The organism is Caulobacter sp. GW821-FHT09B08 (genome assembly GCF_059418225.1).
On record NZ_JBWKPL010000012.1, the window covers coordinates 1 to 20,341 of the forward strand.

Consider the following 20,341-nt stretch of genomic DNA (forward strand, 5'->3'; position numbering starts at 1 on the left):
GGACGCTCCCCGCTCGACCACCCCCGAAAGCCGCAACGGTCGCCGTACGTGCGCCCTTCCCGTGCTTTCAGGTGAGATCAGGATACGGGAGGTCTGGAGAAGGGGGATAAGTTAGGTCGAAAAAGTTCAAGTGATTGAAATCGCTGAACTCCGCTCGCTATCCGCTAAGGATGGAGCCCGGCAAGATGGCTCAGAGCTCGTCATTGTCATTCATATGAAGTACAACGATGCCTCATTCTCGAGAGGCTGGCCATGACCGCGAACGCCATCGTGCAAGCGCGCATCGACGCCGAGATCAAGGAACAGGCCAGCGCCGTGCTGGAGAACATGGGTCTGACGCTCTCGGACGCCGTGCGCATCCTGCTGACCAGGGTCGCCAAGGAGGGCGCTCTGCCAGTCGGCCTCACCACCGATCCTGCAGCCCACGACGCGTGGTTCCGGGCCAAGGTCCAGGAAGCCTTGGATGATCCGCGGCCAGCGCTCGCCCACGACGTTGTCGAGAGCCACTTTGCCCAACGCCGCGCCGCCGCGCGCCTCAAGGCGGACAAGGGCTAGCCGTGAGGCTGGAGTGGTCTGTCCTGGCGATGGCCGATCGCGAGGCGATTTCGACTACATCGAGGCGAGTCGAGGGCACGCGTGAGCTGGTCATCGGTGGCCTACCGCGTGACCGATACCGCCGTACGCATTCTGCGTGTTCTTCACGGCGCTCAGGAATGGCCGGGCGAGCTGTCCTAGACACGCCGCGCCTCTTCACCTGCACGACCTCTTGACGCGTTCTTCTCCAAGACCGCGATCTCAACCGCATCAACGCCGCGCCTGATGGGGCCTCTCCGCCATCCTCATCAAGGCCCCGCCCATGCTCCCGCCGCCCGCCCGCGAGACCACCAGCTTTTCCCGCATCGTCGCCGCCCTGGTCTTCGCCTTCGCCTTTCCGGCCCTGGTGCTGTCTCAGGCGATCATCTGGACCGACGACGCCAGCGCCCTGGCCCAGCGCGCGGCGAGCGCGGCTTCGGCGGCGGTCACCGCCCTGCCCTTCGGGGCGGTGCTGGGCTGGCCCTATGTGTTCTGCGCCGGCTGCGCCTGGGCCTGCCTGCATCAGTTCCGGCGACACCACCCCAGCCTCGCCGCCCTGGTCGGCGCGGCGACCGGCGCGGCGGTGGCGGTCAAGCTGACCGGCTGGCACGGCGCCGACGTCATCCTGCTGTGGCCGCTCAGCGCCGTGCTGGGTCTGCTGACGGGCCTGGGCGTCTGGCGGATCGCCTACGGGCGGCGCAAGGCCTCGCCCGCGCGCAAGGCGGCCCTGGCGTGAAAGCGTTCAGCCGCGGCCCATCCCCCATAACAGCCGTCATTCCGGGCCTTGTGCCCGGAACCCCTGGTTCAGCTTGCATGTGAGAGGCCAGCGGACCGCCGGCGGTCCGCCCCTCCCGCACCTGCGGCGGACAGAGGGGTTCCGGGCACAAGGCCCGGAATGACGGGCGTTAAAAAGATCTGGCGCGGCTGGATGGCGATCCCGCCTAGCGCTTGCCCTTCTTGACCTTGCGTTTCTTGCGGGTCTTGGCGTCGATCTCGTCGGGCAGGCCATGGCGGGACTCGATGTCCTTCTGCAGGGCCTTGGCCGCCATCAGGTGGCCGGGGAACAGGGTGTCGATGGCCCAGCCGGCCACGGGGACGGCGTCGGTGGCCGTGTCCATGGCCACATAGGCCAGCATCCGCGCCAGAGTGGCCGCCGAGGCTCCGGCCATCATGGCGTGGTACATCAGGAGCGCGCCCGCCGCGACGCTGTAGACCGGCCCGACGCCCGGCACCCAGGCCAGCACGCCGTCCAGCCCCAGGCCGAACGGGCCGATGCCGATCAGCCGGTCGGATAGGCGCTTGATGGTCTCGGCGTGACGCCAAGCGCGATGCGCCTTGTGACGGCGGCTGGATGAGCCTTCGTCGACGACGTAGCCCTCGAGGGTTTCGGCGGTGCGTTCGGTCATGACTGGCTCAACGCACCTGCGCCCCGATGGTTGTGTGCACGCTTTGTCGAACGTCAGCCCAGGAACACGACCCGGCGCTTTTCCTTGCCCGCCCGGATCCGTTCCAACAGGTCGCGGTATTCGGCGGTGCCCTGCACCTCCTTGCGCGTGCCCTCGAAATAGATCGTGTCGTCCATGTGGGAGATCAGCATGTCGGCCGACCACTTGTGGCCGGTGAACAGCATGTCGGCCACCTTGCCCACGCCCGGCACGGCGCCGGCCACGGTGTCGATGATGATGATGGCCATGATCTGCACGACGATCATCGGCGCCGAGCGCGCCCGCACGGCGTCCCAGACGATCAGCCCGCCCGCGCCCAGGCTGTAGAGTTCGCCCGCGCCCGGAATCCAGGTCAGCAGGCCGTCCAGCCCGATGCCCAGCGGACCCACGCCCACCACGTTGTCCGACAGCTTCTTCACCCGCGCCACATTGTTGCGGATGTTGTGCAGGTCGAGATGCGATTTGGCGAAGATCACCCGGCGGCCCCCAGAACGCGACGGCGGCCAATCTGCCTTAACCATGGGCGCGCAGGAAGGGCCTGAAGCGCAGTTTCCCGCGCCAGGAGAACTTGAAACGCAAATCGCTCGCGCTGGGAGGGAGCCCCTCGCGATCCAGGCCGTTTGTGCTTAAGTTAACGGCGAGCGCCGCCCCAAGCGAGGGGAAGGTGCGGCTGACGAGGATCTGTCGATGCTGATCTCGACCACCCCCTTCATCGAAGGACGGCCGGTCCAGGACTACAAGGGCGCGATCTACGCCCAGTCGATCCTTGGCGCGAACGTGGTGCTGGACCTGATGGCCGCCATCCGCGACTTCATCGGCGGCCACTCCAAGTCCTACGAGCGCGTGCTGGCCCGGGCCCGCGAGGACGCCATGAAGAACCTGGTCAAGGAAGCCGAGAAGCTGGGCGCCAACGCCATCCTGGCCGTCGACCTGGACTACAATACCGTGGGCCCGCACGGCTCGATGATGATGGTTTCGGTTTCCGGGACGGCCGTCGTCCTCTAGCTAGCTCCTGTGAGCCAGCCCATCGACATCGCCGACCTCGAAACGCGCCTGTTGGCCGGCGACCGGGCCGCCCTGGCCCGCGCCATCACCCTGGTCGAGAGCCGCCGCCGCGACCACCAACAGGCCGCTCGCGCCCTGCTGGAACGGCTGATGCCCCGCACCGGCCGCGCCCAGCGGATCGGCATCACCGGCGTGCCGGGGGCGGGCAAGTCGACCACCATCGAGGCCTTCGGCACCATGCTGACCACCGCCGGCCACAGGGTGGCGGTGCTGGCGGTCGATCCCTCGTCCGGACGCCACGGCGGCTCGATCCTGGGCGACAAGACGCGGATGGAACGGCTCAGCGTCGATCCCAACGCCTATATCCGGCCCTCCCCGTCCGGCGGCGTTCTGGGCGGGGTGGCGCGCAAGACCCGCGAGGCCATGCTGCTGTGCGAGGCGGCCGGGTTCGACGTGATCATCGTCGAGACCGTGGGGGTGGGCCAGTCCGAGACGGTGGTGTCGGACATGGTCGACATCTTCCTGGCCCTGCTGATCCCCGGCGGCGGCGACGAGCTGCAGGGCATCAAGAAGGGCCTGATCGAGCTGGCCGACCTGTTGGTGATCAACAAGGCCGACGCCGATCCGGCCAAGGCCGAGCGCTCGGCCCGCGACTATCGCAACGCCCTGCACATCCTGACGCCCGCCTCGCGCGACTGGACGCCGCCGGTGCTGACCGCCTCGGGCCTGACGGGCGGCGGGCTGGACGTGCTGTGGACCCAGATCCAGCGCCACCGCGAGATCATGACCGCCAACGGCGACCGCGCGAAACGGCGGGCCGACCAGGACAGCCGCTGGATGTGGGCCATGGTCCAGGACCGCCTGGCCGCCGCGTTCCGCGAGGCTCCGGCCGTGGCGGCCCTGACCGAGGAGGTGGAACGCGCCGTGCGGGCCGGCGACCTGCCCGCCTCGGCGGCGGCCGACCGGCTGCTGGCGGCGTTCGGGCTGGAATAGGCTCGCACCTACCCAACAGCCGTCATCCCGGGCCTTGTGCCCGGGCCCCCTGGTTCAGCTTTCCACGTGAGAGGCATTGGCGCGCCGGCGCGCCACTCTTCCGCACTTGCGGCGGACAGAGGGGTCCCGGGCACAAGGCCCGGGATGACGGTTGAAAAGTGTGGGCTTAGGCGCCGGCCAGCCGCTTGGCCTGGGCGATCCAGGCGTCGCGTTCGGCGCGGCCCTTCAGGTTCAGCAGGGCGTCGAAGCTGGACAGCTCCTCGGGTCCCCAGGCGGCGATCTGCTCGAACCGCGTGACACCCAGCTCGGCCAGGGAGGCGGCCAGCTTGGGGCCGATGCCGACCACAACGGTGAGGTCGTCGGCGACGGACTTGGCCTGCTCGACTACCGCCTCGACGACCGGTTCGGCGGTCGCTTCGAGGGTCTCGGTGGTTTCGGCGACCACGGTCTCGGCGATGTCGAGGGTTTCCCGCACCGCCTCGGCGACGGCCTCGGTCGCGGCGACAGCGGCGGCGGTCACGGGCTCGGGGACTTCCGGCGCGACGGCGGCCAGGACCGGGGCCTCGGTGACGGGATCGACGACCGGCGCGGCCTCCACGACGGGTTCCGGCGCGGGCAGCGTCTTCAGGGCCGGGGCCATCATCGCCTCGACATTGACCGCCTCGCGCCAGCGCGCCGACCACCACCACCAAGTCGCTCCGGCCACGGCCGCCCCGCCGAACACCGCCCACAGCGGCGAGGCCGCGCCGGCGAACAGGTTGGGGCCCTTTTCGGGATCGAGCTTGGGAAATTCGGGGAACGACAGGGTCATGGCAGGGGGCTCCAACAACCGTTTTGTTGCGATGCAGCATAACACGGTTTCAGATATCGCACCCGCGAAATTGTTGACCCCAGGTCAACCTCGATCAGGTCAGGCCGATCGCGCCCATGGCCAGCCCGGCGACCACCATCGCCCCCACCACCGCCAGGATCGGGGCGCGCAGGGCGAAGACCAGGCCGCAGGCCAGGGCGGTCAGTCCCACGGCCGCGAAGTTCAGGCTGGAGACGTCCGGCAGTTCGGCGCGGAACGGTCCCCAGGCCTTCATCGCCCCGGCGCGGAACAGCAGGTGGATCGCGAACCACACCGCCAGATTGGCGATCACCCCGACGGCGGCGGCCGAAACCAGGGCCAGGGCGCGAGCGGGACGGGGCCGGGCGCGCAGCCGCTCGACGAACGGTCCGCCGGCGAAGATCCACAGGAACGACGGGGCGAAGGTGGTCCAGGCGGCCATCAGCCCACCCGCCAGGCCCGCGATCCAGGCCCACTCCGGCGGGGCGGTCTGGTAGGCGCCGACGAAACCGACGAAGACGAACACCAGCACCAGCGGTCCGGGCGTGGTCTCGGCCAGGCCCAGGCCGTCCAGCATCTGGCCGGGCGCCAGCCAGCCGAACGCCCCCGCCGCCTGCCCCAGATAGGCCAGGGCCGCATAGGCGCCGCCGAAGCTGACCACCGCCAGCACGCTGAACACCCCGCCCATCTTGGCCAGGGCCGATCCCGGCGCGAAGGCCAGGGCCAGCAGCACGGGGGCCAGCCAGACGGCCAAGCAGACCAGGGCGGTGCGCCAGGCCGGACGCGTCGTGACTTCGGCTTCCATCTCGACGACCGGACCGCCACCCAGCGCCCAGCCGACCGCGCCGGCCGCCAGGATGATCAGCGGGAACGGCAACACGGTGAAGGTCAGGACCGCGAAGGCCAGGCCCGCGGCCCACCAGGCCGCCGTACCCTTGATCGCCCGCCCGCCCATACGCAGCAGAGCCTGCAACACCAGGGCGACCACCGCCGCCTTCAGTCCCAGGAGGGCCGGACCGGCCCAGGCCGATCGTCCGTGCGCGACATAGAGCGCCGACAGACCCAGCATCACCAGCAGGCCCGGCAGCACGAACAGCAGCCCCGCCGCGATCCCGCCGCGCACCCCGTGCAGCCGCCAGCCCAGCCAGGTGGCCAGTTGCTGGGCCTCGGGCCCCGGCAGCAGCATGCAGAAGCTCAGGGCATGGGCGAAGCGGGCCTCGTCGACCCAGCCGCGCCGCTCGACCACCTCGCGATGCAGGAGGGCGATCTGCCCCGCCGGACCGCCGAAGCCCAGGCAGCCGACCTTCAGCCAGACCCAGAACGCTTCGCGAAAGCTGGGCCGGCCAGACGTCACGCGCGCCAGATCCTGGCCTTGGCCCCGGCCTGGCCGAGATTGTTGGCCAGCCAGCTGGTGATCTCGGTGATCGCGCCTTCCGTGGACTTGGGCGCCCCGACCATCACCATCGCGCAGCCGTTCATCTTCATGGGATCCGTCAAAGGCCGCAGGCGCAGTTCCGCAGCTAGCGCGTCGTTCGTGACGGTTTCCATCGCGCGCATGAAGGCGTCGAAGGTCTCCAGGTCCTTCAGCGGCATCCAGGCGGCGATCACCGCGTCCTTGTCCTTGGCCAGCACGGCCTTGGTCGTGGCGACGATCTGGGCGTAGTCGTCGGCGCGCTCGAACGGCGGGTCGATCAGCACGAAGGTGCGCCCGCCCTTCCCCGCCCGCGCGGCCGCCGTCGCGTAGCCGTCGGCGTTCACCGCCTGGGCGAAGGCGTAGGGCGCGAGCGTGCGGCGCAGGCTGTCGAAATCGTCGGGCCGCAGCTCGCAGGCCGTGTAGCGGTCGGACTTGCGCAGAACGCCGGCCACCAGCAGGGGCGAGCCGGGATAGAGCGAACCCTCCCCGCCGCCGTTCAGCGCCTTCACCGCCGCGACCAGGGGCGCGAACACCGCCGGCAGGTCGGCCATGGCCAGCAGCCGCCCGATCCCCGCCGCCGCCTCGCCCGAGCGCACCGCCATGTCGCCGCCCAGGTCGTAGGCCCCGGCCCCGGCATGGGTGTCGACCACCGACAGCGGCGCGGCGTCGGCGGTCAGGGCCTTCAGCAGGGCCAGCAGGATCGCGTGCTTCTGCAGGTCGGCGAAATTGCCGGCGTGGAAGGCGTGTCGGTAGTTCATCTGCGCGTGTCGTCCCCGGAACCGGCGCTCCGTCTACCACGTTGGCGGAGATTAGGGTTGGGAGCGAAACGATGGTCCCGGATAATTCGGCACGCGACGGCGCCGCCCGCCCCACGAGGCGATGAGCATGGCCCGCGACACCCTGGAAACCACACCCGCCGAACGCACCCTGCTGGCCTATGTCAACGACCAGGAGCAGGGCATCCGCCGCCTTCCCGGCAAGGACGGCTTTTCCTATGTCGACGAGGACAGCCAGCCGGTGGAGGACGAGCCCACCCTGGCGCGGATCAAGGCCCTGGTCATCCCGCCGGCCTGGACCAGCGTCTGGATCTGCCCCGACCCCAACGGCCACATCCAGGCGGTCGGCCGCGACCAGAAGGGCCGCAAGCAGTACCGCTATCACCCCGAGTGGCGGGCCGACCGCGATGCGCGCAAGTACGACCGCATGGCCGACTTCGGCCGCGCCCTGCCCCGCCTGCGCAAGCGGATCGCCGCCGACCTGTCCCGCCGGGGCCTGCCGCGCGAGAAGGTGCTGGCCGCCGTGGTCAGCCTGCTAGAGCTGACCCTGATCCGGGTCGGCAACGACGAATACGCCAAGACCAACAAGAGCTTCGGCCTGACCACCATGCGCAAGCGCCACCTGAAGCTGGCCGGCGGCGGGGCGGTGTTCGAGTTCGTCGGCAAGAGCGGCAAGAAGCACCGCACCGGCTTTCGCGACCGCCGCCTGGCGCGGATCGTGGCCGCCTGCCAGGAGCTGCGCGGCCAGCGCCTGTTCCAGTATCTGGACGACGAGGGCCACCGGCGCGCCATCGAGAGCAGCGACGTCAACGACTACATCCGCGCCGCCTGCGGCGACGACTTCTCGGCCAAGGACTTCCGCACCTGGTCCGGCTCGCTGGCGGCGCTGGAAGCGCTCAGCATGAGCCCCAAGCCGGAAACCAAGACCGAGGCCAAGCGCACGCTGAACACCTGCGTCAAGGCGGTGGCGGGCCTGCTGGGCAACACCCCCGCCGTCTGCCGCGCGGCCTATATTCACCCCAAGGTGCTGGAAGCCTTCGAGGCCAGCCAGCTGCCCAAGCGCCGCCCGTCCTCGCCCCGGGCGCGGGAACTGGCGCTGCTGAGGCTGGTGACGCGCTGAGGCGCGATACACGCCCAGGGTACGCATATCCGTCAATTCCATCACTGATTGACTCACCTTTTGTGCGTGGGCAAGGTCGAGGCCGTTCGCCATGCCGACGCCCCGCGGCGGTCCGGCGACGCCGTTCGCGTCAAATGTGACCTGTCCGCGCCGTCCTCGCCCGACGACGCGCATCCCTGTCCGTCAGACCGTCCGAGGTGAACCCATGGCCGAGGTCCAAGCCGATAAGCCGGCGATGTGCGCGCAGCCGCCGCAGCGTCCCATCATCCTGCCGGCCGACATCTCGCCCGGCCGGGAGTCCGCGATACGGTTGGTCAAGAACAAGTGGGTAAACGGCACGGTGCTGCACTACTTCTTCCTCGACGAGCCCCAATGGCCGTGGACCAAGGCCCAGAAGGAGGTCGTGCGCGGGGCCTTCAAGATCTGGAAGAAGGTCGGCATCGGCCTGACCTTCGTCGAGGTCGCGACGGCCAGCGAGGCCGAACTGCGCATCGGCTTCGACCAGACCGACGGCTCGTGGTCCTATGTCGGCACCGACGTGCTGCACTACGAGTCGCGCGGCCGCACCATGAACTACGGCTGGGACCTGACCAGCACCTGGGGCCGCGCCACCGCCCTGCACGAGATCGGCCACGCCCTGGGCATGCCGCACGAGCATCAGAACCCGCTGGCCGGCATCGTCTGGAACGAGGAGGCCGTCTACACCACCTTCTCCGCCTCGCCCAACAACTGGCCCCGGGACACCATCTTCGCCAACATCCTGCGCAAGATCCCGCGCGCCGAGGTCGAGGGCTCGGCCTGGGACCCCCACTCGATCATGCACTACCCCTTCGAGAAGGGCCTGATCACCGCGCCCAAGCCCTACGACGCGGACGGCATCGGCGAGAACGTCGCCCTGTCCCCCAACGACAAGGCGTGGGTGCGGAAGTTCTATCCGCCCAAGGAAAAGGCCCAGGCGATTTCGGTGATGGACCTACAGCCGCTGTCCGCCGAGGTCGGCGCCCAGCGCGACTTCGTGTTCGAGCCCGACGCGACCCGCGACTACCGGATCCAGGCCGTGGGCGCGTCCGACGTCAAGATCGTGCTCTTCGAGGAGCGCGACAACGAGCCCCGCCACCTGGCGGCCGAGGACGACTCCGGCGTCGAGGCCAACGGCGCGATCGTCGCCAAGCTGATCAAGGGGCGCAAATATTACGTGCGGGTTCGGACCCATTTCGTCAGCGGACCGTCGGGCGCCGGCCTGCTGATCATTTGAGGCAGAATATTATCGTTTGACAGAAAGAAATTTCGGAACGAGCTTGGCGTCATCGGAGGACGCCATGAGCACCGTCGTCAAACTGAAGCCGCGCGCCGAGACCCTGACCGCGCCCGAGACCCCGGCCCAGCGCCGGGTGCGCCTGGGCAGCCGAGGCCTGGCCTGGCTGTTCACGGGCCTGCTGGCCCTGTCGTGCGCCATCCTGGCCGCCGCCCTCGTGACCATGATCTTCTACAAGGGCGAGTTGGTGCGGATCGGGCCGGACAATTGCTACATCGGCGAGGGTCCGCCCAACTCGGTGGCGTTCGGCTCGCTGCCGCTGGTCCATCGGCTGGTCTACTGCCTGGTGGCGATCGTGCGGGCGACGCCCATCATCATGCTGTTCTGGAGCCTGCGGTCGCTGTTCAGCCTCTACACCAGGGGAAAGGTATTCACGCCCGCGAACGGCCAGGGCTTTCGCCGGATTGGCGGCTGGCTGTGCGCCTACGCCATCTCGCCGTTCGCCTGCCACCTGGTGCTCAGCGCCACCGGCTACGAGATCGACAAGAACTGGGCGCACATGGCCAGCCTCCAGGCCTTCGTGCTGGGCCTGCTGGTCTTCGTGATCGGCGAGGTCATGCGCGTGGGCCGCGAGATCGAGGAAGACCGCGAGGCCTTCGTCTGATGCCCATCATCCTGCGTCTCGACGTGATGCTGGCCAGGCGCAAGGTGCGCTCCAACGTCCTGGCCCGCGCCATCGGCATCACCGAAGCCAATCTGTCGCTACTGAAGTCCGGCAAGGTGAAGGGCATGAAGTTCGACACCCTGGAGGCCATCTGCGCCTATCTGGACTGCCAGCCGGGCGACATCCTGGAATACGCGCCGGACGAAGCGCCCGACCGCGAGACCGACGACCTCAAGCAAACCGGCTGACGGCCGCCTAAACCCCGGAGACCACCATGAGACTGTTTTCGACGCCCGCCTGGGCGATCGCGGCCGGCTGCCTGCTGCTCGGCGGCGCGGCCCAGGCCCAGACCCAAGCCCAGACCGCCACGCTGGATATCGACGGCGGCAAGCTGGCCTACGAGACCTGCGGGACCGGTCCGAAAGCCATCGTGCTGCTGCACGACGGCATCCTGCACTCGGCCGCCTATGACGATGTCTGGCCGGTCCTGTGCCAACGCTTCCGGGTCGTGCGCTACGACCGCCGCGGCTACGGCGCCTCGTCGCCGGCCAAGGGGAACTACGATCCGGTCGCGGACCTGGAGGCCGTCATGAAGGCGGCGGGGTTTGACCACGCCACCCTGGTGGGCTCGTCCTCGGGCAGCGGGATCGCGGTGGACTACGCCCTGACACACCCCGAGACGGTGGACCGTCTGGTGCTGGTGGGGCCGTGGGTCAGCGGCTTCGACGTCTCGTTCGGCTTCATCGCCCGCAGCCTGAAGCTGGTGGCCAAGGTCAAGACCGGCGACCTCGAGGGCGCGGTGAAGGACCCCTACATCCTGACCAAGTCCGCCGACGCCTCGCGCGCCAAGGTCGTGGCCTGGCTGAAGGCCAATCCCGGCAATCTGGGGGCCGGTTCGAAGGAGCGCTCGCCCATCGTCGCCAAGCCGCGCCTGGGCGAGATCCAGACGCCGACCCTGGTGCTGGTCGGCGAGGTCGACATCAAGGACGTCCAGGACCAGGCCAAGGCGCTGGAGACCCTGATGCCCCACGCCCAGCGCATGGTCGTGCCCGCCAGCGGCCACCTGATGTATGTCGAGCGGCCCGGGACCTTCGCCGAGATCGTCCGCGCCTTCGTTGAGGAGACGCCTCAGCCGTGAAGCTCGCCCTCGTGGGCTTCCAGCGCGATGCGCAGTTCCTCGACCATCTTCCGGCGCAGGCTGGGCGGCGACAGAATCTCGACCGCCGCGCCCCAGGTGAACAGGTGCCAGGCCAGTTCGCGCATGCCGCCAGCCCGGAAGGCGACCAGCACCGAGCCGTCCGGCTCCTGGGCCACGGTCTGGTTGGGGTGGAAGCGCCAACGCAGGGCGTCCTCGGCCCGGCCGGGGGCGATGCGCAGGGCCACGTCCTGGATCTCGTCGTGGAAGATGCCGAAGCTCTCGTTGGCGAAGGCCTGCAGCGAGAAGTCCTCCGGCGGCGGCGCGGGCTCGTCCAGCGCCGTGACCGCGTGCATACGGTCCAGGCGGAAGGTGCGGGGCTCGGGACCCTGCCCTTCCATCGCCACCAGATAGTTGGCATGGCCGAACAGTATGCCCAGCGGCGTGACCTTGCGGGTGCGCCCCGGCGCGCTGCCGCCCTCGTAGCGGAACGACAGGGCCTGCAACCCCTTCACCGCCGCCCGGATGGCGGCCAACACCTGTTCGTCCTCGAACGGTCGCGGACCCGGATGGATGGCGATGGTCTCGGCCTGGATCAGGGCCTCCAGGTCGGGCGCCACCCGGCGGCGGGCCGAGCCGCGCAGGGACGACATCAGCTTGCGCTCCAGCGCGTGCAGCGCGGCCGCCCGCCCCTCGGCCCCGCTGGCCGCATAGCCGTCGGCGGCGGTGCGCAGGGCCGCCAGTTCCTCGGCGGTGGGCGTCTGGAACAGGCTGTCCAGGCCCGAGGGGATGCGGAAGCGCTTGGTGGGCGGGTCGTCGATGGCCTCCATCTGCGGGAAGGCCGCCCAGACCGCGTCGCGCATCCGCTCGGCCGTGCGCCGGCCCACGTCCATGGCGCGGGCCATCTCGTCCAGGGTCAGCCCCTCGGACGATCCGGCCAGCATCCGGGCCAATTCCAGCAGTCGGGTCGCCTTGTCGTGTCGCATGCCGTTTCTATACGACCGTTTTTGACGTAGCGCACCTTCAAAAGCGAGGCTCAGAAACCCGCCGGCAGAACGCCCCCTCGGAGCCCGCTCATGAACCGCCTCCTCGCCCAGGACTGGCACACCGCCCCGGTCAACGCCGCCATGATCTCGGCCGTGCTCGACTTCGCCGACATCCACCGCGACCTGGGCGGCGGCCGCACCCTGATGCGGCTGAGCCCCGAGCGGGTGCTGAAGGCCGACATCATCCTGCTCTTGGGCCGCGACGCCGAGCGCGCCGCCGACATCGGCCTGGTGTGGAACGACCGCGAGGACCAGATCGTCAGAATCATCGACGACGCCGCCCTGCGCGCCTCGCGGCTGGCCGCCTGGGAAGAGGCCTTCGATCTTTTCGACACCGACGACCGCGACCCGGCGCCGCAGCGCCTGTGCGCGTAAGACCGGTCGCCGGACCTTTGGCCGCAGGCCGGATACAACCTCGCATCGCACGATTTGACCCGCCCGGCGGCCCGCCCCTCAATGTTTGCTGGGCATCAGCCAATATTGCGTCAAAACGTCACAACCACCCTAGACTGTAAATACAACCCTGCATTATTTGCCGACTCTACAGTTGTGCTTGAGCAAAAACTTCCGGGTTCATCCATTTTAAACCAGCGGGCGACACCCTGGTGGCGAGCAAAATGCTCCCGACCGTCAAAATGACGTCGGACACCTTGAATAGGAATAAGTCGAATGCCGCTGAATAGCGTCAACACGAACTCGGGCGCCATGATCGCCCTGCAGAACCTGAACACCACCAATTCGGAACTTCAGGTCACGCAACAACGCATCAATACCGGCAAGAAGATCAGCAGCGCCAAGGACAACGGCGCCATCTGGGCCACGGCCAAGGTTCAATCCTCGACCGCCAGCTCGCTGAACGCCGTCAAAGACTCTCTTCAGCGCGGACAATCGACCATCGACGTGGCCCTGGCCGCGGGCGACACCGTCACCGACCTGCTGGGCAAGATGAAGGAAAAGGCCCTGGCCGCTTCCGACACCTCGCTGAACACCGCTTCGTTCAACGCCCTGAAGTCGGACTTCGACAGCCTGCGTGACCAGATCACCAAGGCCGTCACCAACGCCAAGTTCAACGGCGTGTCGATCGCCGACGGTTCGACCACCAAGCTGGCGTTCCTCGCCAACTCGGACGGCACCCAGTTCACCGTCAACGCCAAGACCCTGTCGCTGGCCGGCCTGGGCCTGACGTCGACCTCGTCGTTCACCTCGGCCGCCGCGGCCAAGTCGATGATCGCCTCGGTCTCGACCGCCATGGGCACCGCCACCAACAAGCTGGCCTCGCTGGGCACCAGCTCGACGGGTCTGGACACCCACCTGACCTTCGTCGGCAAGCTGCAAGACAGCCTGGACGCCGGCGTGGGCAACCTGGTCGACGCCGACCTGGCCAAGGAAAGCGCCAAGCTGCAGTCGCTGCAAACCAAGCAGCAGCTGGGCGTGCAGGCGCTGTCGATCGCCAACCAGTCGTCGCAGTCGGTGCTCAGCCTGTTCCGCTAAGCGGTTCGGTCTTCGAGTTCATCACCTTGAAGGGCGGGTCTTCGGACCCGCCCTTTTTCTTTGGCCGCCGCCCGGCTGAATCAAGATTCACCCACCCTGCAGGGCGCCGCCACCACATCTTGTATTTTCAGGCACAGCCGGACGCCCGACAGAGTCAACGACAGATTAAGATCGGACTTCAAGACTCTGGACGCCAAGAACTCGATTCAAGTCCGGCGCGAACTCGAATCGGAATGACTAACGAGACATTATCCATTCGCCGAAAATAGCTGCGACACTTTTACAATCTCGAAAGCACGACCGTGGATACTGGCGATGAGCAAAATGCTCCCGACCGTCAAAACGACGTCGGCAACCTTGAATGGGAACTCGCCGAAATGGCTCTGAACAGCATCAATACGAACTCGGGCGCGATGATCGCCCTGCAAAACCTGAACTCCACGAACTCGGAGCTGCAGGTCACGCAACAACGGATCAACACCGGCAAGAAGGTCGGTAACGCCAAGGACAACGGCGCGATCTGGGCGATGGCCAAGAACCAATCGTCGACCGCCAGCTCGCTGAACTCGGTGAAGGACTCGCTGCAACGCGGCCAGTCGACCATCGACGTGGCCCTGGCCGCCGGCGACACCGTGACGGACCTGCTGGGCAAGATGAAGGAAAAGGCCCTGGCCGCTTCCGACACCTCGCTGAACACCGCCTCGTTCAACGCGCTGAAGTCGGACTTCGACAGCCTGCGTGACCAGATCACCAAGGCCGTCACCAACGCCAAGTTCAACGGCGTGTCGATCGCCGACGGCTCGACCACCAAGCTGGCCTTCCTGGCCAACGCGGATGGCTCGCAGTTCACCGTCAGCGCCAAGACGCTGTCGCTGGCGGGCCTGGGCCTGTCGTCGACCTCGTCGTTCACCTCGGCCGCGGCCGCCAAGTCGATGATCACCTCGGTCTCGACCGCTCTGGGCACCGCCACCAACAAGCTGGCCTCGCTGGGCACCAGCTCGACGGGCCTGGACACCCACCTGACCTTCGTCGGCAAGCTGCAAGACAGCCTGGACGCCGGCGTGGGCAACCTGGTCGACGCCGACCTGGCCAAGGAAAGCGCCAAGCTGCAGTCGCTGCAAACCAAGCAGCAGCTGGGCATCCAGGCGCTCTCGATCGCCAACCAGTCGTCGTCCTCGATCCTCAGCCTGTTCCGTTAATCGGACCAGCCGAGCCAGTAGCGTAAGAAAGGGCGGGTCTTCGGACCCGCCCTTTTTCTATGGCGCCACGGGCTTGCCCATGCGCACCAGCGGCACCTCGACCCCGCTGGACGTGGCGGCCGTGAACTTCTCGATCTCTTCGTAGCCGCAGGCGCGGTACAGCGGCTCGCCCGCCAGGGTCGCGGCCATCTCGACCCGTGAGAACCCCTCGGCGCCGGCGGCGCTCTCGCAGGCCGCCAGGATCATCCGCCCCACGCCTTTGCGGACATGATCGGGGTGGGTGTACATCGCCCGCACCCGCGCCGCGTCCTTGGCCGGATCCAGCAGGGCCGCGTCGCGCCCGGCCGAGTGGTCGCCGCCGAACAGGGTGGCGCGCCGGCTCCAGCCGCCGCAGCCGGCCAGGATTCCATCATCCTCGACCACGAAATAGGTCCGGTCGGTCACCAGCTGGGTGTCCAGCCCCATGATGTCGAACGAGGCGGCCACGCCGTCGGGCGGCAGGAAGGGCTTGAGCAGCTCGGCGATGGCCAGGTTCATCAGGTCGCGCAGGGCGGGCAGGTCTTCGGGGACGGCAAGGCGAAGGGTCAGGCTCACGCGGCGATTCTCCTGTGGACCTCGAAATTGGCGACGACTGGGCCCGGGTCCAACCCCCTGCCCCCTTGTGAAATCAAGGATTTCCACGCTGCGCGAAATAAATTCCATGACAACGTTGTCACAGGCGTCGACCTGGGCTATAGAGAGGTCAGCCCTTCGTGGGCGTTTCCTCCTATGCGACTTCCGGCCGTCTTCTTCTCCTGAGAAGGCGGCCTTTCTTTTGCGCGTTATCCCCGCCGGCCGATACGGGCCAGAGCCCCCACCGCTCCCGCCGCGAACATGCCGCTGCGCCAGGCGCTCTCGCGGTCCGGCGCCGCGCCCTGGGCGGCGATGCGGGCGTCGAAGTCCATCACCTGCCACGTCCATTCGTCATTGCCCGGATGGATCACCACGGCATAGTCGCGCACCTGGATCGGATCGAAAGGCATGAGGGTCGGCTCCTTGGACGGCTCCCCGCAGCCTAGGCGCCCCGTTTCACCGCATCGTGGCCGGGCCTTCCACGGGCGGCGGAAGAACGGTGGAGTTTTGGTGCAGCCCCGCTAGACAGAGGCTCATGGCCCCTTCCGACGACACCTACGATCCCCTGACGCCCGTGCCGCAAGACCGCCGGGTGTTCAGCGCCCTGGACGCCTTCTCGCTGTGGTTCAGCCTGGGGATCGGTCTTCTGGTGCTGCAGGCCGGCGCCTTCCTCGTGCCGGGCCTGAGCCTGGGCGCGGCCCTGGCCGCCATCGTCACCGGATCGGTGCTGGGCGCCCTGCTGCTGGCCGCCGCCGGCATGGTGGGCGCCGACACCGGGCTGTCGGCCATGGGCTCGCTGCGGCTGGCCCTGGGCGCGCGCGGCGCGGCGATCCCGGCCCTGCTCAACGCCGTCCAGCTGACCGGCTGGGGCGCGTTCGAGATCATCGCCATGCGCGATTCCGCCGACGCCCTGGCCAGGCAGACCTTCGGGATCTCCAACCCGCTGGCCTGGACCCTGCTGTTCGGCGCCCTGGCCACGGGCCTGGCGGTGATGGGGCCGGTGTCGTTCGTGCGGCGCTTCCTGCGGGCCTGGGGCCTGTGGCTGCTGCTGGCCGGCGCAGGCTGGCTGACCTGGAAGCTGATGGCCGACTTCGACCTGCCCGCCATGCTGGCCAAGGCCGGCACCGGCGAGATGAGCTTCGGCGCGGGCGTCGACCTGGTGGTGGCCATGCCGCTGTCCTGGCTGCCGCTGATCGCCGACTACACGCGCTTTGGCCGCACGCCCGGCGGCATGTTCCGAGGCGCGGGCCTGGGCTACCTGCTGGCCAATATCTGGTTCATGGCCCTGGGCGCGGCCTACGCCCTGGCGGCGGGCGGCGAGAGCCTGCTGCTGACGGCCCTGGCGGCCAGCGGCGGCGGGATCGCCCTGCTGCTGATCGTCATCGACGAGACCGACAACACCTTCGCCGACATCCATTCGGCCGCCGTCTCGACCGCCACCCTGGCGCCGGTGAAGCCCACCGTCCTGGCCGTGGCCTTCGGCGCGGTCTGCACCCTGGTCGCCCTGCTGGCGCCGCTGGCCCGGTACGAGGGCTTCCTGCTGCTGATCGGCTCGGTCTTCGCCCCGCTGTTCGGCGTGTTGCTGACCGACCACTTCGTGGTGCGGCGGCGACAGGCCGGCGTCACGGGCGCTCTGAACCTGCCCGGCGTCCTGGCCTGGGTCGTCGGCATCGCGGCCTATCAGGCGCTGAGCCGGCTGGCTCCGAACCTAGGCGCGACCCTGCCGGCCTTCATCGTTGCAGCGGGGGTCTATCTGGGCTTCCAGACCGCCCGGACGAGGCTGGCCCGAGCCGCCGCTTAGGTCGGATCGACCTTCAGCCACGCCACGCCCTTAAATACCGTCATTCCGGGCCCTTGTGCCCGGAACCCCTCTGTCCGCCGCAGGCGCGGATGGGGCGGACCGTTGGCGGTCCGCTTGCGCCTCACGTGTAAGCTGAACCAGGGGTTCCGGGCACAAGGCCCGGAATGACGACCGTTTTGGGAATGGGCCGCGACCGAATATCGACGCGCCCTAGGCCGTCACGATCCGGCCGTCCTCGACCCTCACCGGCCAGGGCGACAGCTTGCCGCCCGTACAGGGACCGCCGACGCAGGCGCCGGTCTCCACCTCGAACAGCGCTCCGTGCCAGGAGCAGGTGATCAGCCCGCCGTCCTGGGTCAGGTACTGGTCCAGCGCCTGGGCCAGGGGCAGGCCCGCGTGCGGACAGCGGTCGACATAGCCGAACGCCTGCCCGCCCCGGCGCACCACGAAGCCATGGAAGCGCTTGTCGCCGATCTGGAGCACGTAGTTGCGCGCCCCGGGATCGGCGATCTGGTCCAGCGGACCCAGCTTCACCCCGGGCGGCGTGGCCCAGAGCCGGCCGACGGCGGCGCTGTCCGTCAACCGCCCACCGTCTGCTCGATGGCGCCGAAGATGGTGTGGTGCCTGGCGTCGCGCATCTCGATGCGGACGGTGTCGCCGGCCTTCAGGAACGGGGTCTTGGGGTGGCCGGTCAGGATGGTCTCGACCGTGCGCACCTCGGCCAGGCACGAATAGCCCAGCCCCCCGTCGGCCACCGGCTTGCCCGGCCCGCCGTCGGCGTCGCGGTTGCTGACCGTGCCCGAGCCGACGATGGTGCCGGCGGTCAGCGAACGGGTCTTGGCGGCGTGGGCCACCAGGGTCCCAAAATCGAAGGTCATGTCGACGCCGGCGTCGGCCTTGCCGAAGTCCTGGCCGTTCAGCTCGACCAGCAGGGCGCCGTGCAGCTTGCCGTCCTTCCAGGCCTCGCCAAGGGCGTCGACCGAAACGGCCACCGGCGAGAAGGCGCTGGCCGGCTTGGACTGCACGAAGCCGAAGCCCTTGGCCAGTTCCGCCGGGATCAGGGCGCGCAGGGAAACGTCGTTGACCAGCATGACCAGGCGGATGGCCGCCAGGGCCTCCTCGCGGCTGGCGCCCAGCGCCACGTCGCCGACGACCACGGCCACCTCGCCCTCCAGGTCGCAGCCCCAGGCCTCGTCGGCCAGCGGAATGGCGTCGCGCGGGCCCAGGAAGCCGTCCGACGCGCCCTGGTACATCAGGGGATCGGTCCAGAAGCTCTCGGGCATCTCGGCGCCCCGCGCCTGACGCACCAGCTGCACGTGGTTCACATAGGCCGAGCCGTCGACCCACTGGTAGGCGCGCGGCAGGGGGCTCGCCGCGTCATGCTCGTGGAAACGCTCCAGCGGCACGCCGCCGTCCTCGACGCTCCTGGCCAGGGCCTCGAGCATCGGCCCGCAGCGCTCCCAGTCGTCGAGGGCGGCTTGCAGGGTCGGGGCGATCGTTCCGGCGTCGGTGAACCAGGCCAGGTCGTTGGAGACCACCACCAGCCGGCCGTCGCGGCCGCCCTTCAGGGACGCAAGCTTCATGGGCGCTTCCTCTTCGCTATCGTTGTTTTACGGCAGCACGGCCTTGGGGAAGCCCGTCCAGCACGCGTCATAGTCGGCCTGAAGCGCGGAAGTCTCCAGTGCGTATTTCGTCGGGCGGAACACCCAGCGGCTTTCGAACATGAAGGCCATGGTGCCGTCGATCTTGTGCGGCTTCAGATCCGCCTCGGTGGCGCCCTTGTGGCTGGCCACGTCGGGGCCGTGGTCGCTCATCATATTGTGCAGGGATGCGCCGCCCGGCGAGAAGCCGCCGGCCTTGGCGTCGTAGGCGCCGTGGACCAGCCCCATGAACTCGCTCATGACGTTGCGGTGGAACCAGGGCGGACGGAAAGTGTGCTCGGCCACCATCCAGCGTGGCGGGAAGATCACGAAGTCGCAATTGGCCGTGCCGGGGATCTCGCTGGGCGCGGTCAGGACGGTGAAGATCGACGGGTCGGGGTGGTCGTAGCTGACGGTGTTGATCGTGTTGAACCGCGCCAGGTCGTACTTGTAGGGCGCCAGCGTCCCGTGCCAGGCCACCACGTCCAAGGGGCTGTGATCCCAGGTCCCGGCCCACAGCCCGCCCTGGAACTTCTGGATCACCTGGGTGGGACGGTCCACGTCCTCGAAGGCGGCGACTGGGGTCAGGAAATCGCGGCTGTTGGCCAGGCCGTTCGAACCGATGGGGCCCAGCTCCGGCAGGCGGAACATCGCGCCATAGTTCTCGCAGACATAGCCGCGCACCGGTCCGTCGACCTCGACCCGGAAGCGCACGCCGCGCGGGATGACCACGATCTCGCCGGGCGCGGCGTCGATCAGGCCCAGTTCCGTGACGAAACGCAGGGCGCCCTGCTGGGGCACGATCAGCAGCTCGCCGTCGGCGTTCTGAAACACCCGGTCGGTCATCGAGGTGTTGGCGAGATAGAGGTGCGCGGCCATGCCGGACTGGGTCGCCACGTCGCCGTTGCCGGCGATGGTCGTCAGGCCGTCCACGAAGTCGGTCGGCGCGGCCGGGATGTCCAACGGGTCCCAGCGCAGGCGGTTGGGCGTGGGCGGGCCGTCGAACGGAGCGCTCTTCAGGCGATCCTGGGCGTAGGGCGCATAGGGGCCGTGGCCCGCGCTGGGCCGCAAGCGGTAGAGCCAGGAACGGCGGTTCTCGTGACGCGGCGCGGTGAAGGCCGTACCCGACAGCTGCTCGGCATAGAGGCCGAACGGCGGCTTCTGCGGCGAGTTCTGACCTTCCGGCAAGGCGCCGGGGACGGCCTCGGTGCTGAAGTGATTGCCGAAGCCGGATTGGTAGGTGAGGTCCATCAGCGTTCCCGAGACCCTCTGGCCATCATTATCGTTGTCATCCCGGAAGCCTCGCAGAGGCTGTCCGGGACCCAGGAGAACCGCACCGCGTC

Annotated in this window: 24 protein-coding genes; 13 read left to right on the forward strand and 11 right to left on the reverse strand. The window is 68.6% G+C overall.

The genetic code is table 11. The features are described 5' to 3' along the window. Positions 1 to 252 precede the first annotated feature (252 nt). Positions 253 to 555 carry a type II toxin-antitoxin system RelB/DinJ family antitoxin gene (locus AC07OA_RS23885; protein ID WP_494666328.1) on the forward strand — a complete coding sequence of 101 codons (303 nt, stop codon included), beginning with the start codon at positions 253 to 255 and terminating at the stop codon, positions 553 to 555. 301 nt (positions 556 to 856) lie between these two features. Continuing rightward, complete coding sequence (locus AC07OA_RS23890; RefSeq protein ID WP_494666329.1) at positions 857 to 1,309, forward strand: hypothetical protein; 453 nt, start codon at positions 857 to 859, stop codon at positions 1,307 to 1,309. Positions 1,310 to 1,514: 205 nt separating this feature from the next. Here the strand turns inward: AC07OA_RS23890 and AC07OA_RS23895 are convergent, their stop codons facing one another. After that, positions 1,515 to 1,979, reverse strand: a complete 465-nt coding sequence (locus AC07OA_RS23895) for a DUF4112 domain-containing protein (RefSeq protein WP_494666330.1) — start codon at positions 1,977 to 1,979, stop codon at positions 1,515 to 1,517. Positions 1,980 to 2,032: 53 nt separating this feature from the next. Beyond that, positions 2,033 to 2,494: a DUF4112 domain-containing protein gene (locus AC07OA_RS23900; protein ID WP_494666331.1), complete on the reverse strand. Its 462-nt coding sequence runs from the start codon at positions 2,492 to 2,494 to the stop codon at positions 2,033 to 2,035. Positions 2,495 to 2,705: 211 nt separating this feature from the next. On the opposite strand from AC07OA_RS23900, the gene AC07OA_RS23905 reads away from it, so the two are divergent. Continuing rightward, the gene (locus AC07OA_RS23905) at positions 2,706 to 3,023 is read left to right on the forward strand and encodes a YbjQ family protein (RefSeq protein ID WP_012287655.1); all 318 of its coding nucleotides are present in this window, start codon (positions 2,706 to 2,708) and stop codon (positions 3,021 to 3,023) included. A 9-nt stretch (positions 3,024 to 3,032) separates the two neighbouring features. Then, a complete protein-coding gene (meaB, locus tag AC07OA_RS23910) occupies positions 3,033 to 4,016 on the forward strand; it encodes a methylmalonyl Co-A mutase-associated GTPase MeaB (RefSeq protein WP_494666332.1) in 984 nt (327 codons plus the stop codon). A 166-nt stretch (positions 4,017 to 4,182) separates the two neighbouring features. On the opposite strand, the gene AC07OA_RS23915 is transcribed toward meaB, so the two are convergent. The 3 genes from AC07OA_RS23915 to rlmJ form a co-directional block, all read right to left on the reverse strand. Further along, on the reverse strand, positions 4,183 to 4,827 hold the full coding sequence (locus AC07OA_RS23915) for a helix-hairpin-helix domain-containing protein (RefSeq protein ID WP_494666333.1): 645 nt from the start codon (positions 4,825 to 4,827) through the stop codon (positions 4,183 to 4,185). 94 nt (positions 4,828 to 4,921) lie between these two features. Further along, positions 4,922 to 6,199, reverse strand: a complete 1,278-nt coding sequence (chrA, locus tag AC07OA_RS23920; protein WP_494666334.1) for a chromate efflux transporter — start codon at positions 6,197 to 6,199, stop codon at positions 4,922 to 4,924. After that, on the reverse strand, positions 6,196 to 7,017 hold the full coding sequence (gene rlmJ / locus AC07OA_RS23925; RefSeq protein ID WP_494666335.1) for a 23S rRNA (adenine(2030)-N(6))-methyltransferase RlmJ: 822 nt from the start codon (positions 7,015 to 7,017) through the stop codon (positions 6,196 to 6,198). Before rlmJ ends, chrA begins: the two co-directional genes overlap by 4 nt. 127 nt (positions 7,018 to 7,144) lie before the next feature. On the opposite strand from rlmJ, the gene AC07OA_RS23930 reads away from it, so the two are divergent. The 5 genes from AC07OA_RS23930 (at position 7,145) to AC07OA_RS23950 (ending at position 11,212) form a co-directional block, all read left to right on the forward strand. Next, complete coding sequence (locus AC07OA_RS23930) at positions 7,145 to 8,155, forward strand: DNA topoisomerase IB (RefSeq protein ID WP_494666336.1); 1,011 nt, start codon at positions 7,145 to 7,147, stop codon at positions 8,153 to 8,155. Positions 8,156 to 8,360: 205 nt separating this feature from the next. Continuing rightward, a complete protein-coding gene (locus AC07OA_RS23935; protein ID WP_494666337.1) occupies positions 8,361 to 9,410 on the forward strand; it encodes a M12 family metallopeptidase in 1,050 nt (349 codons plus the stop codon). Positions 9,411 to 9,474: 64 nt separating this feature from the next. Continuing rightward, positions 9,475 to 10,074, forward strand: a complete 600-nt coding sequence (locus AC07OA_RS23940) for a DUF2975 domain-containing protein (protein ID WP_494666338.1) — start codon at positions 9,475 to 9,477, stop codon at positions 10,072 to 10,074. Next, complete coding sequence (locus tag AC07OA_RS23945; RefSeq protein WP_494666339.1) at positions 10,074 to 10,322, forward strand: helix-turn-helix domain-containing protein; 249 nt, start codon at positions 10,074 to 10,076, stop codon at positions 10,320 to 10,322. The genes AC07OA_RS23940 and AC07OA_RS23945 overlap by 1 nt, the downstream gene beginning before the upstream one ends. Before the next feature lie 26 nt (positions 10,323 to 10,348). Then, positions 10,349 to 11,212 (forward strand): alpha/beta fold hydrolase, encoded by an 864-nt coding sequence (locus AC07OA_RS23950; RefSeq protein ID WP_494666340.1) that lies wholly within the window; start codon positions 10,349 to 10,351, stop codon positions 11,210 to 11,212. On the opposite strand, the gene AC07OA_RS23955 is transcribed toward AC07OA_RS23950, so the two are convergent. Then, positions 11,203 to 12,195: a helix-turn-helix transcriptional regulator gene (locus AC07OA_RS23955; protein WP_494666341.1), complete on the reverse strand. Its 993-nt coding sequence runs from the start codon at positions 12,193 to 12,195 to the stop codon at positions 11,203 to 11,205. The two genes, AC07OA_RS23950 and AC07OA_RS23955, sit on opposite strands and share 10 nt — an antisense overlap. A 90-nt stretch (positions 12,196 to 12,285) precedes the next feature. Between AC07OA_RS23955 and AC07OA_RS23960 the strand changes: the two genes are divergently transcribed. From AC07OA_RS23960 to AC07OA_RS23970, 3 genes are all read left to right on the forward strand, one after another. Beyond that, positions 12,286 to 12,630, forward strand: coding sequence for a hypothetical protein (locus tag AC07OA_RS23960; protein ID WP_494666342.1), 345 nt, complete (start codon positions 12,286 to 12,288; stop codon positions 12,628 to 12,630). Between the two features lie 294 nt (positions 12,631 to 12,924). Then, positions 12,925 to 13,746 (forward strand): flagellin, encoded by an 822-nt coding sequence (locus tag AC07OA_RS23965; protein ID WP_494666343.1) that lies wholly within the window; start codon positions 12,925 to 12,927, stop codon positions 13,744 to 13,746. 377 nt (positions 13,747 to 14,123) lie between these two features. Beyond that, positions 14,124 to 14,945: a flagellin gene (locus tag AC07OA_RS23970; RefSeq protein WP_494666344.1), complete on the forward strand. Its 822-nt coding sequence runs from the start codon at positions 14,124 to 14,126 to the stop codon at positions 14,943 to 14,945. Between the two features lie 57 nt (positions 14,946 to 15,002). Here the strand turns inward: AC07OA_RS23970 and AC07OA_RS23975 are convergent, their stop codons facing one another. Continuing rightward, positions 15,003 to 15,482 carry a GNAT family N-acetyltransferase gene (locus tag AC07OA_RS23975; RefSeq protein ID WP_494666425.1) on the reverse strand — a complete coding sequence of 160 codons (480 nt, stop codon included), beginning with the start codon at positions 15,480 to 15,482 and terminating at the stop codon, positions 15,003 to 15,005. Between the two features lie 284 nt (positions 15,483 to 15,766). Then, the gene (locus tag AC07OA_RS23980; protein WP_494666345.1) at positions 15,767 to 15,967 is read right to left on the reverse strand and encodes a hypothetical protein; all 201 of its coding nucleotides are present in this window, start codon (positions 15,965 to 15,967) and stop codon (positions 15,767 to 15,769) included. Positions 15,968 to 16,092: 125 nt separating this feature from the next. Between AC07OA_RS23980 and cytX the strand changes: the two genes are divergently transcribed. Next, entirely contained in the window at positions 16,093 to 17,358 is a 1,266-nt protein-coding gene (cytX, locus tag AC07OA_RS23985; protein ID WP_494666346.1) for a putative hydroxymethylpyrimidine transporter CytX, read from the forward strand. Positions 17,359 to 17,568: 210 nt separating this feature from the next. Here the strand turns inward: cytX and AC07OA_RS23990 are convergent, their stop codons facing one another. From AC07OA_RS23990 to hmgA, 3 genes are read right to left on the reverse strand one after another with little or no spacing between them, the layout of a single operon-like run. Further along, positions 17,569 to 17,940: a Rieske (2Fe-2S) protein gene (locus AC07OA_RS23990; RefSeq protein WP_494666347.1), complete on the reverse strand. Its 372-nt coding sequence runs from the start codon at positions 17,938 to 17,940 to the stop codon at positions 17,569 to 17,571. Then, positions 17,937 to 18,941: a fumarylacetoacetate hydrolase family protein gene (locus AC07OA_RS23995; RefSeq protein ID WP_494666348.1), complete on the reverse strand. Its 1,005-nt coding sequence runs from the start codon at positions 18,939 to 18,941 to the stop codon at positions 17,937 to 17,939. The genes AC07OA_RS23990 and AC07OA_RS23995 overlap by 4 nt, the downstream gene beginning before the upstream one ends. A 27-nt stretch (positions 18,942 to 18,968) precedes the next feature. Further along, on the reverse strand, positions 18,969 to 20,249 hold the full coding sequence (hmgA, locus tag AC07OA_RS24000; RefSeq protein WP_494666349.1) for a homogentisate 1,2-dioxygenase: 1,281 nt from the start codon (positions 20,247 to 20,249) through the stop codon (positions 18,969 to 18,971). Between the last annotated feature and the right edge of the window lie 92 nt (positions 20,250 to 20,341).

Coding starts and splice junctions, on each gene's coding strand:
- hmgA (WP_494666349.1), bottom strand. CDS start 20,249: ATGGACCTCACCTACCAATCCGGCTTCGGCAATCACTTCAGCACCGAG.
- AC07OA_RS23950 (WP_494666340.1), top strand. CDS start 10,349: ATGAGACTGTTTTCGACGCCCGCCTGGGCGATCGCGGCCGGCTGCCTG.
- AC07OA_RS23890 (WP_494666329.1), top strand. CDS start 857: ATGCTCCCGCCGCCCGCCCGCGAGACCACCAGCTTTTCCCGCATCGTC.
- AC07OA_RS23975 (WP_494666425.1), bottom strand. CDS start 15,482: ATGAACCTGGCCATCGCCGAGCTGCTCAAGCCCTTCCTGCCGCCCGAC.
- AC07OA_RS23965 (WP_494666343.1), top strand. CDS start 12,925: ATGCCGCTGAATAGCGTCAACACGAACTCGGGCGCCATGATCGCCCTG.
- AC07OA_RS23945 (WP_494666339.1), top strand. CDS start 10,074: ATGCCCATCATCCTGCGTCTCGACGTGATGCTGGCCAGGCGCAAGGTG.
- AC07OA_RS23930 (WP_494666336.1), top strand. CDS start 7,145: ATGGCCCGCGACACCCTGGAAACCACACCCGCCGAACGCACCCTGCTG.
- AC07OA_RS23935 (WP_494666337.1), top strand. CDS start 8,361: ATGGCCGAGGTCCAAGCCGATAAGCCGGCGATGTGCGCGCAGCCGCCG.
- AC07OA_RS23960 (WP_494666342.1), top strand. CDS start 12,286: ATGAACCGCCTCCTCGCCCAGGACTGGCACACCGCCCCGGTCAACGCC.
- AC07OA_RS23980 (WP_494666345.1), bottom strand. CDS start 15,967: ATGCCTTTCGATCCGATCCAGGTGCGCGACTATGCCGTGGTGATCCAT.
- AC07OA_RS23885 (WP_494666328.1), top strand. CDS start 253: ATGACCGCGAACGCCATCGTGCAAGCGCGCATCGACGCCGAGATCAAG.
- rlmJ (WP_494666335.1), bottom strand. CDS start 7,017: ATGAACTACCGACACGCCTTCCACGCCGGCAATTTCGCCGACCTGCAG.
- AC07OA_RS23995 (WP_494666348.1), bottom strand. CDS start 18,941: ATGAAGCTTGCGTCCCTGAAGGGCGGCCGCGACGGCCGGCTGGTGGTG.
- cytX (WP_494666346.1), top strand. CDS start 16,093: ATGGCCCCTTCCGACGACACCTACGATCCCCTGACGCCCGTGCCGCAA.
- AC07OA_RS23895 (WP_494666330.1), bottom strand. CDS start 1,979: ATGACCGAACGCACCGCCGAAACCCTCGAGGGCTACGTCGTCGACGAA.
- AC07OA_RS23915 (WP_494666333.1), bottom strand. CDS start 4,827: ATGACCCTGTCGTTCCCCGAATTTCCCAAGCTCGATCCCGAAAAGGGC.
- AC07OA_RS23955 (WP_494666341.1), bottom strand. CDS start 12,195: ATGCGACACGACAAGGCGACCCGACTGCTGGAATTGGCCCGGATGCTG.
- AC07OA_RS23905 (WP_012287655.1), top strand. CDS start 2,706: ATGCTGATCTCGACCACCCCCTTCATCGAAGGACGGCCGGTCCAGGAC.
- AC07OA_RS23940 (WP_494666338.1), top strand. CDS start 9,475: ATGAGCACCGTCGTCAAACTGAAGCCGCGCGCCGAGACCCTGACCGCG.
- AC07OA_RS23970 (WP_494666344.1), top strand. CDS start 14,124: ATGGCTCTGAACAGCATCAATACGAACTCGGGCGCGATGATCGCCCTG.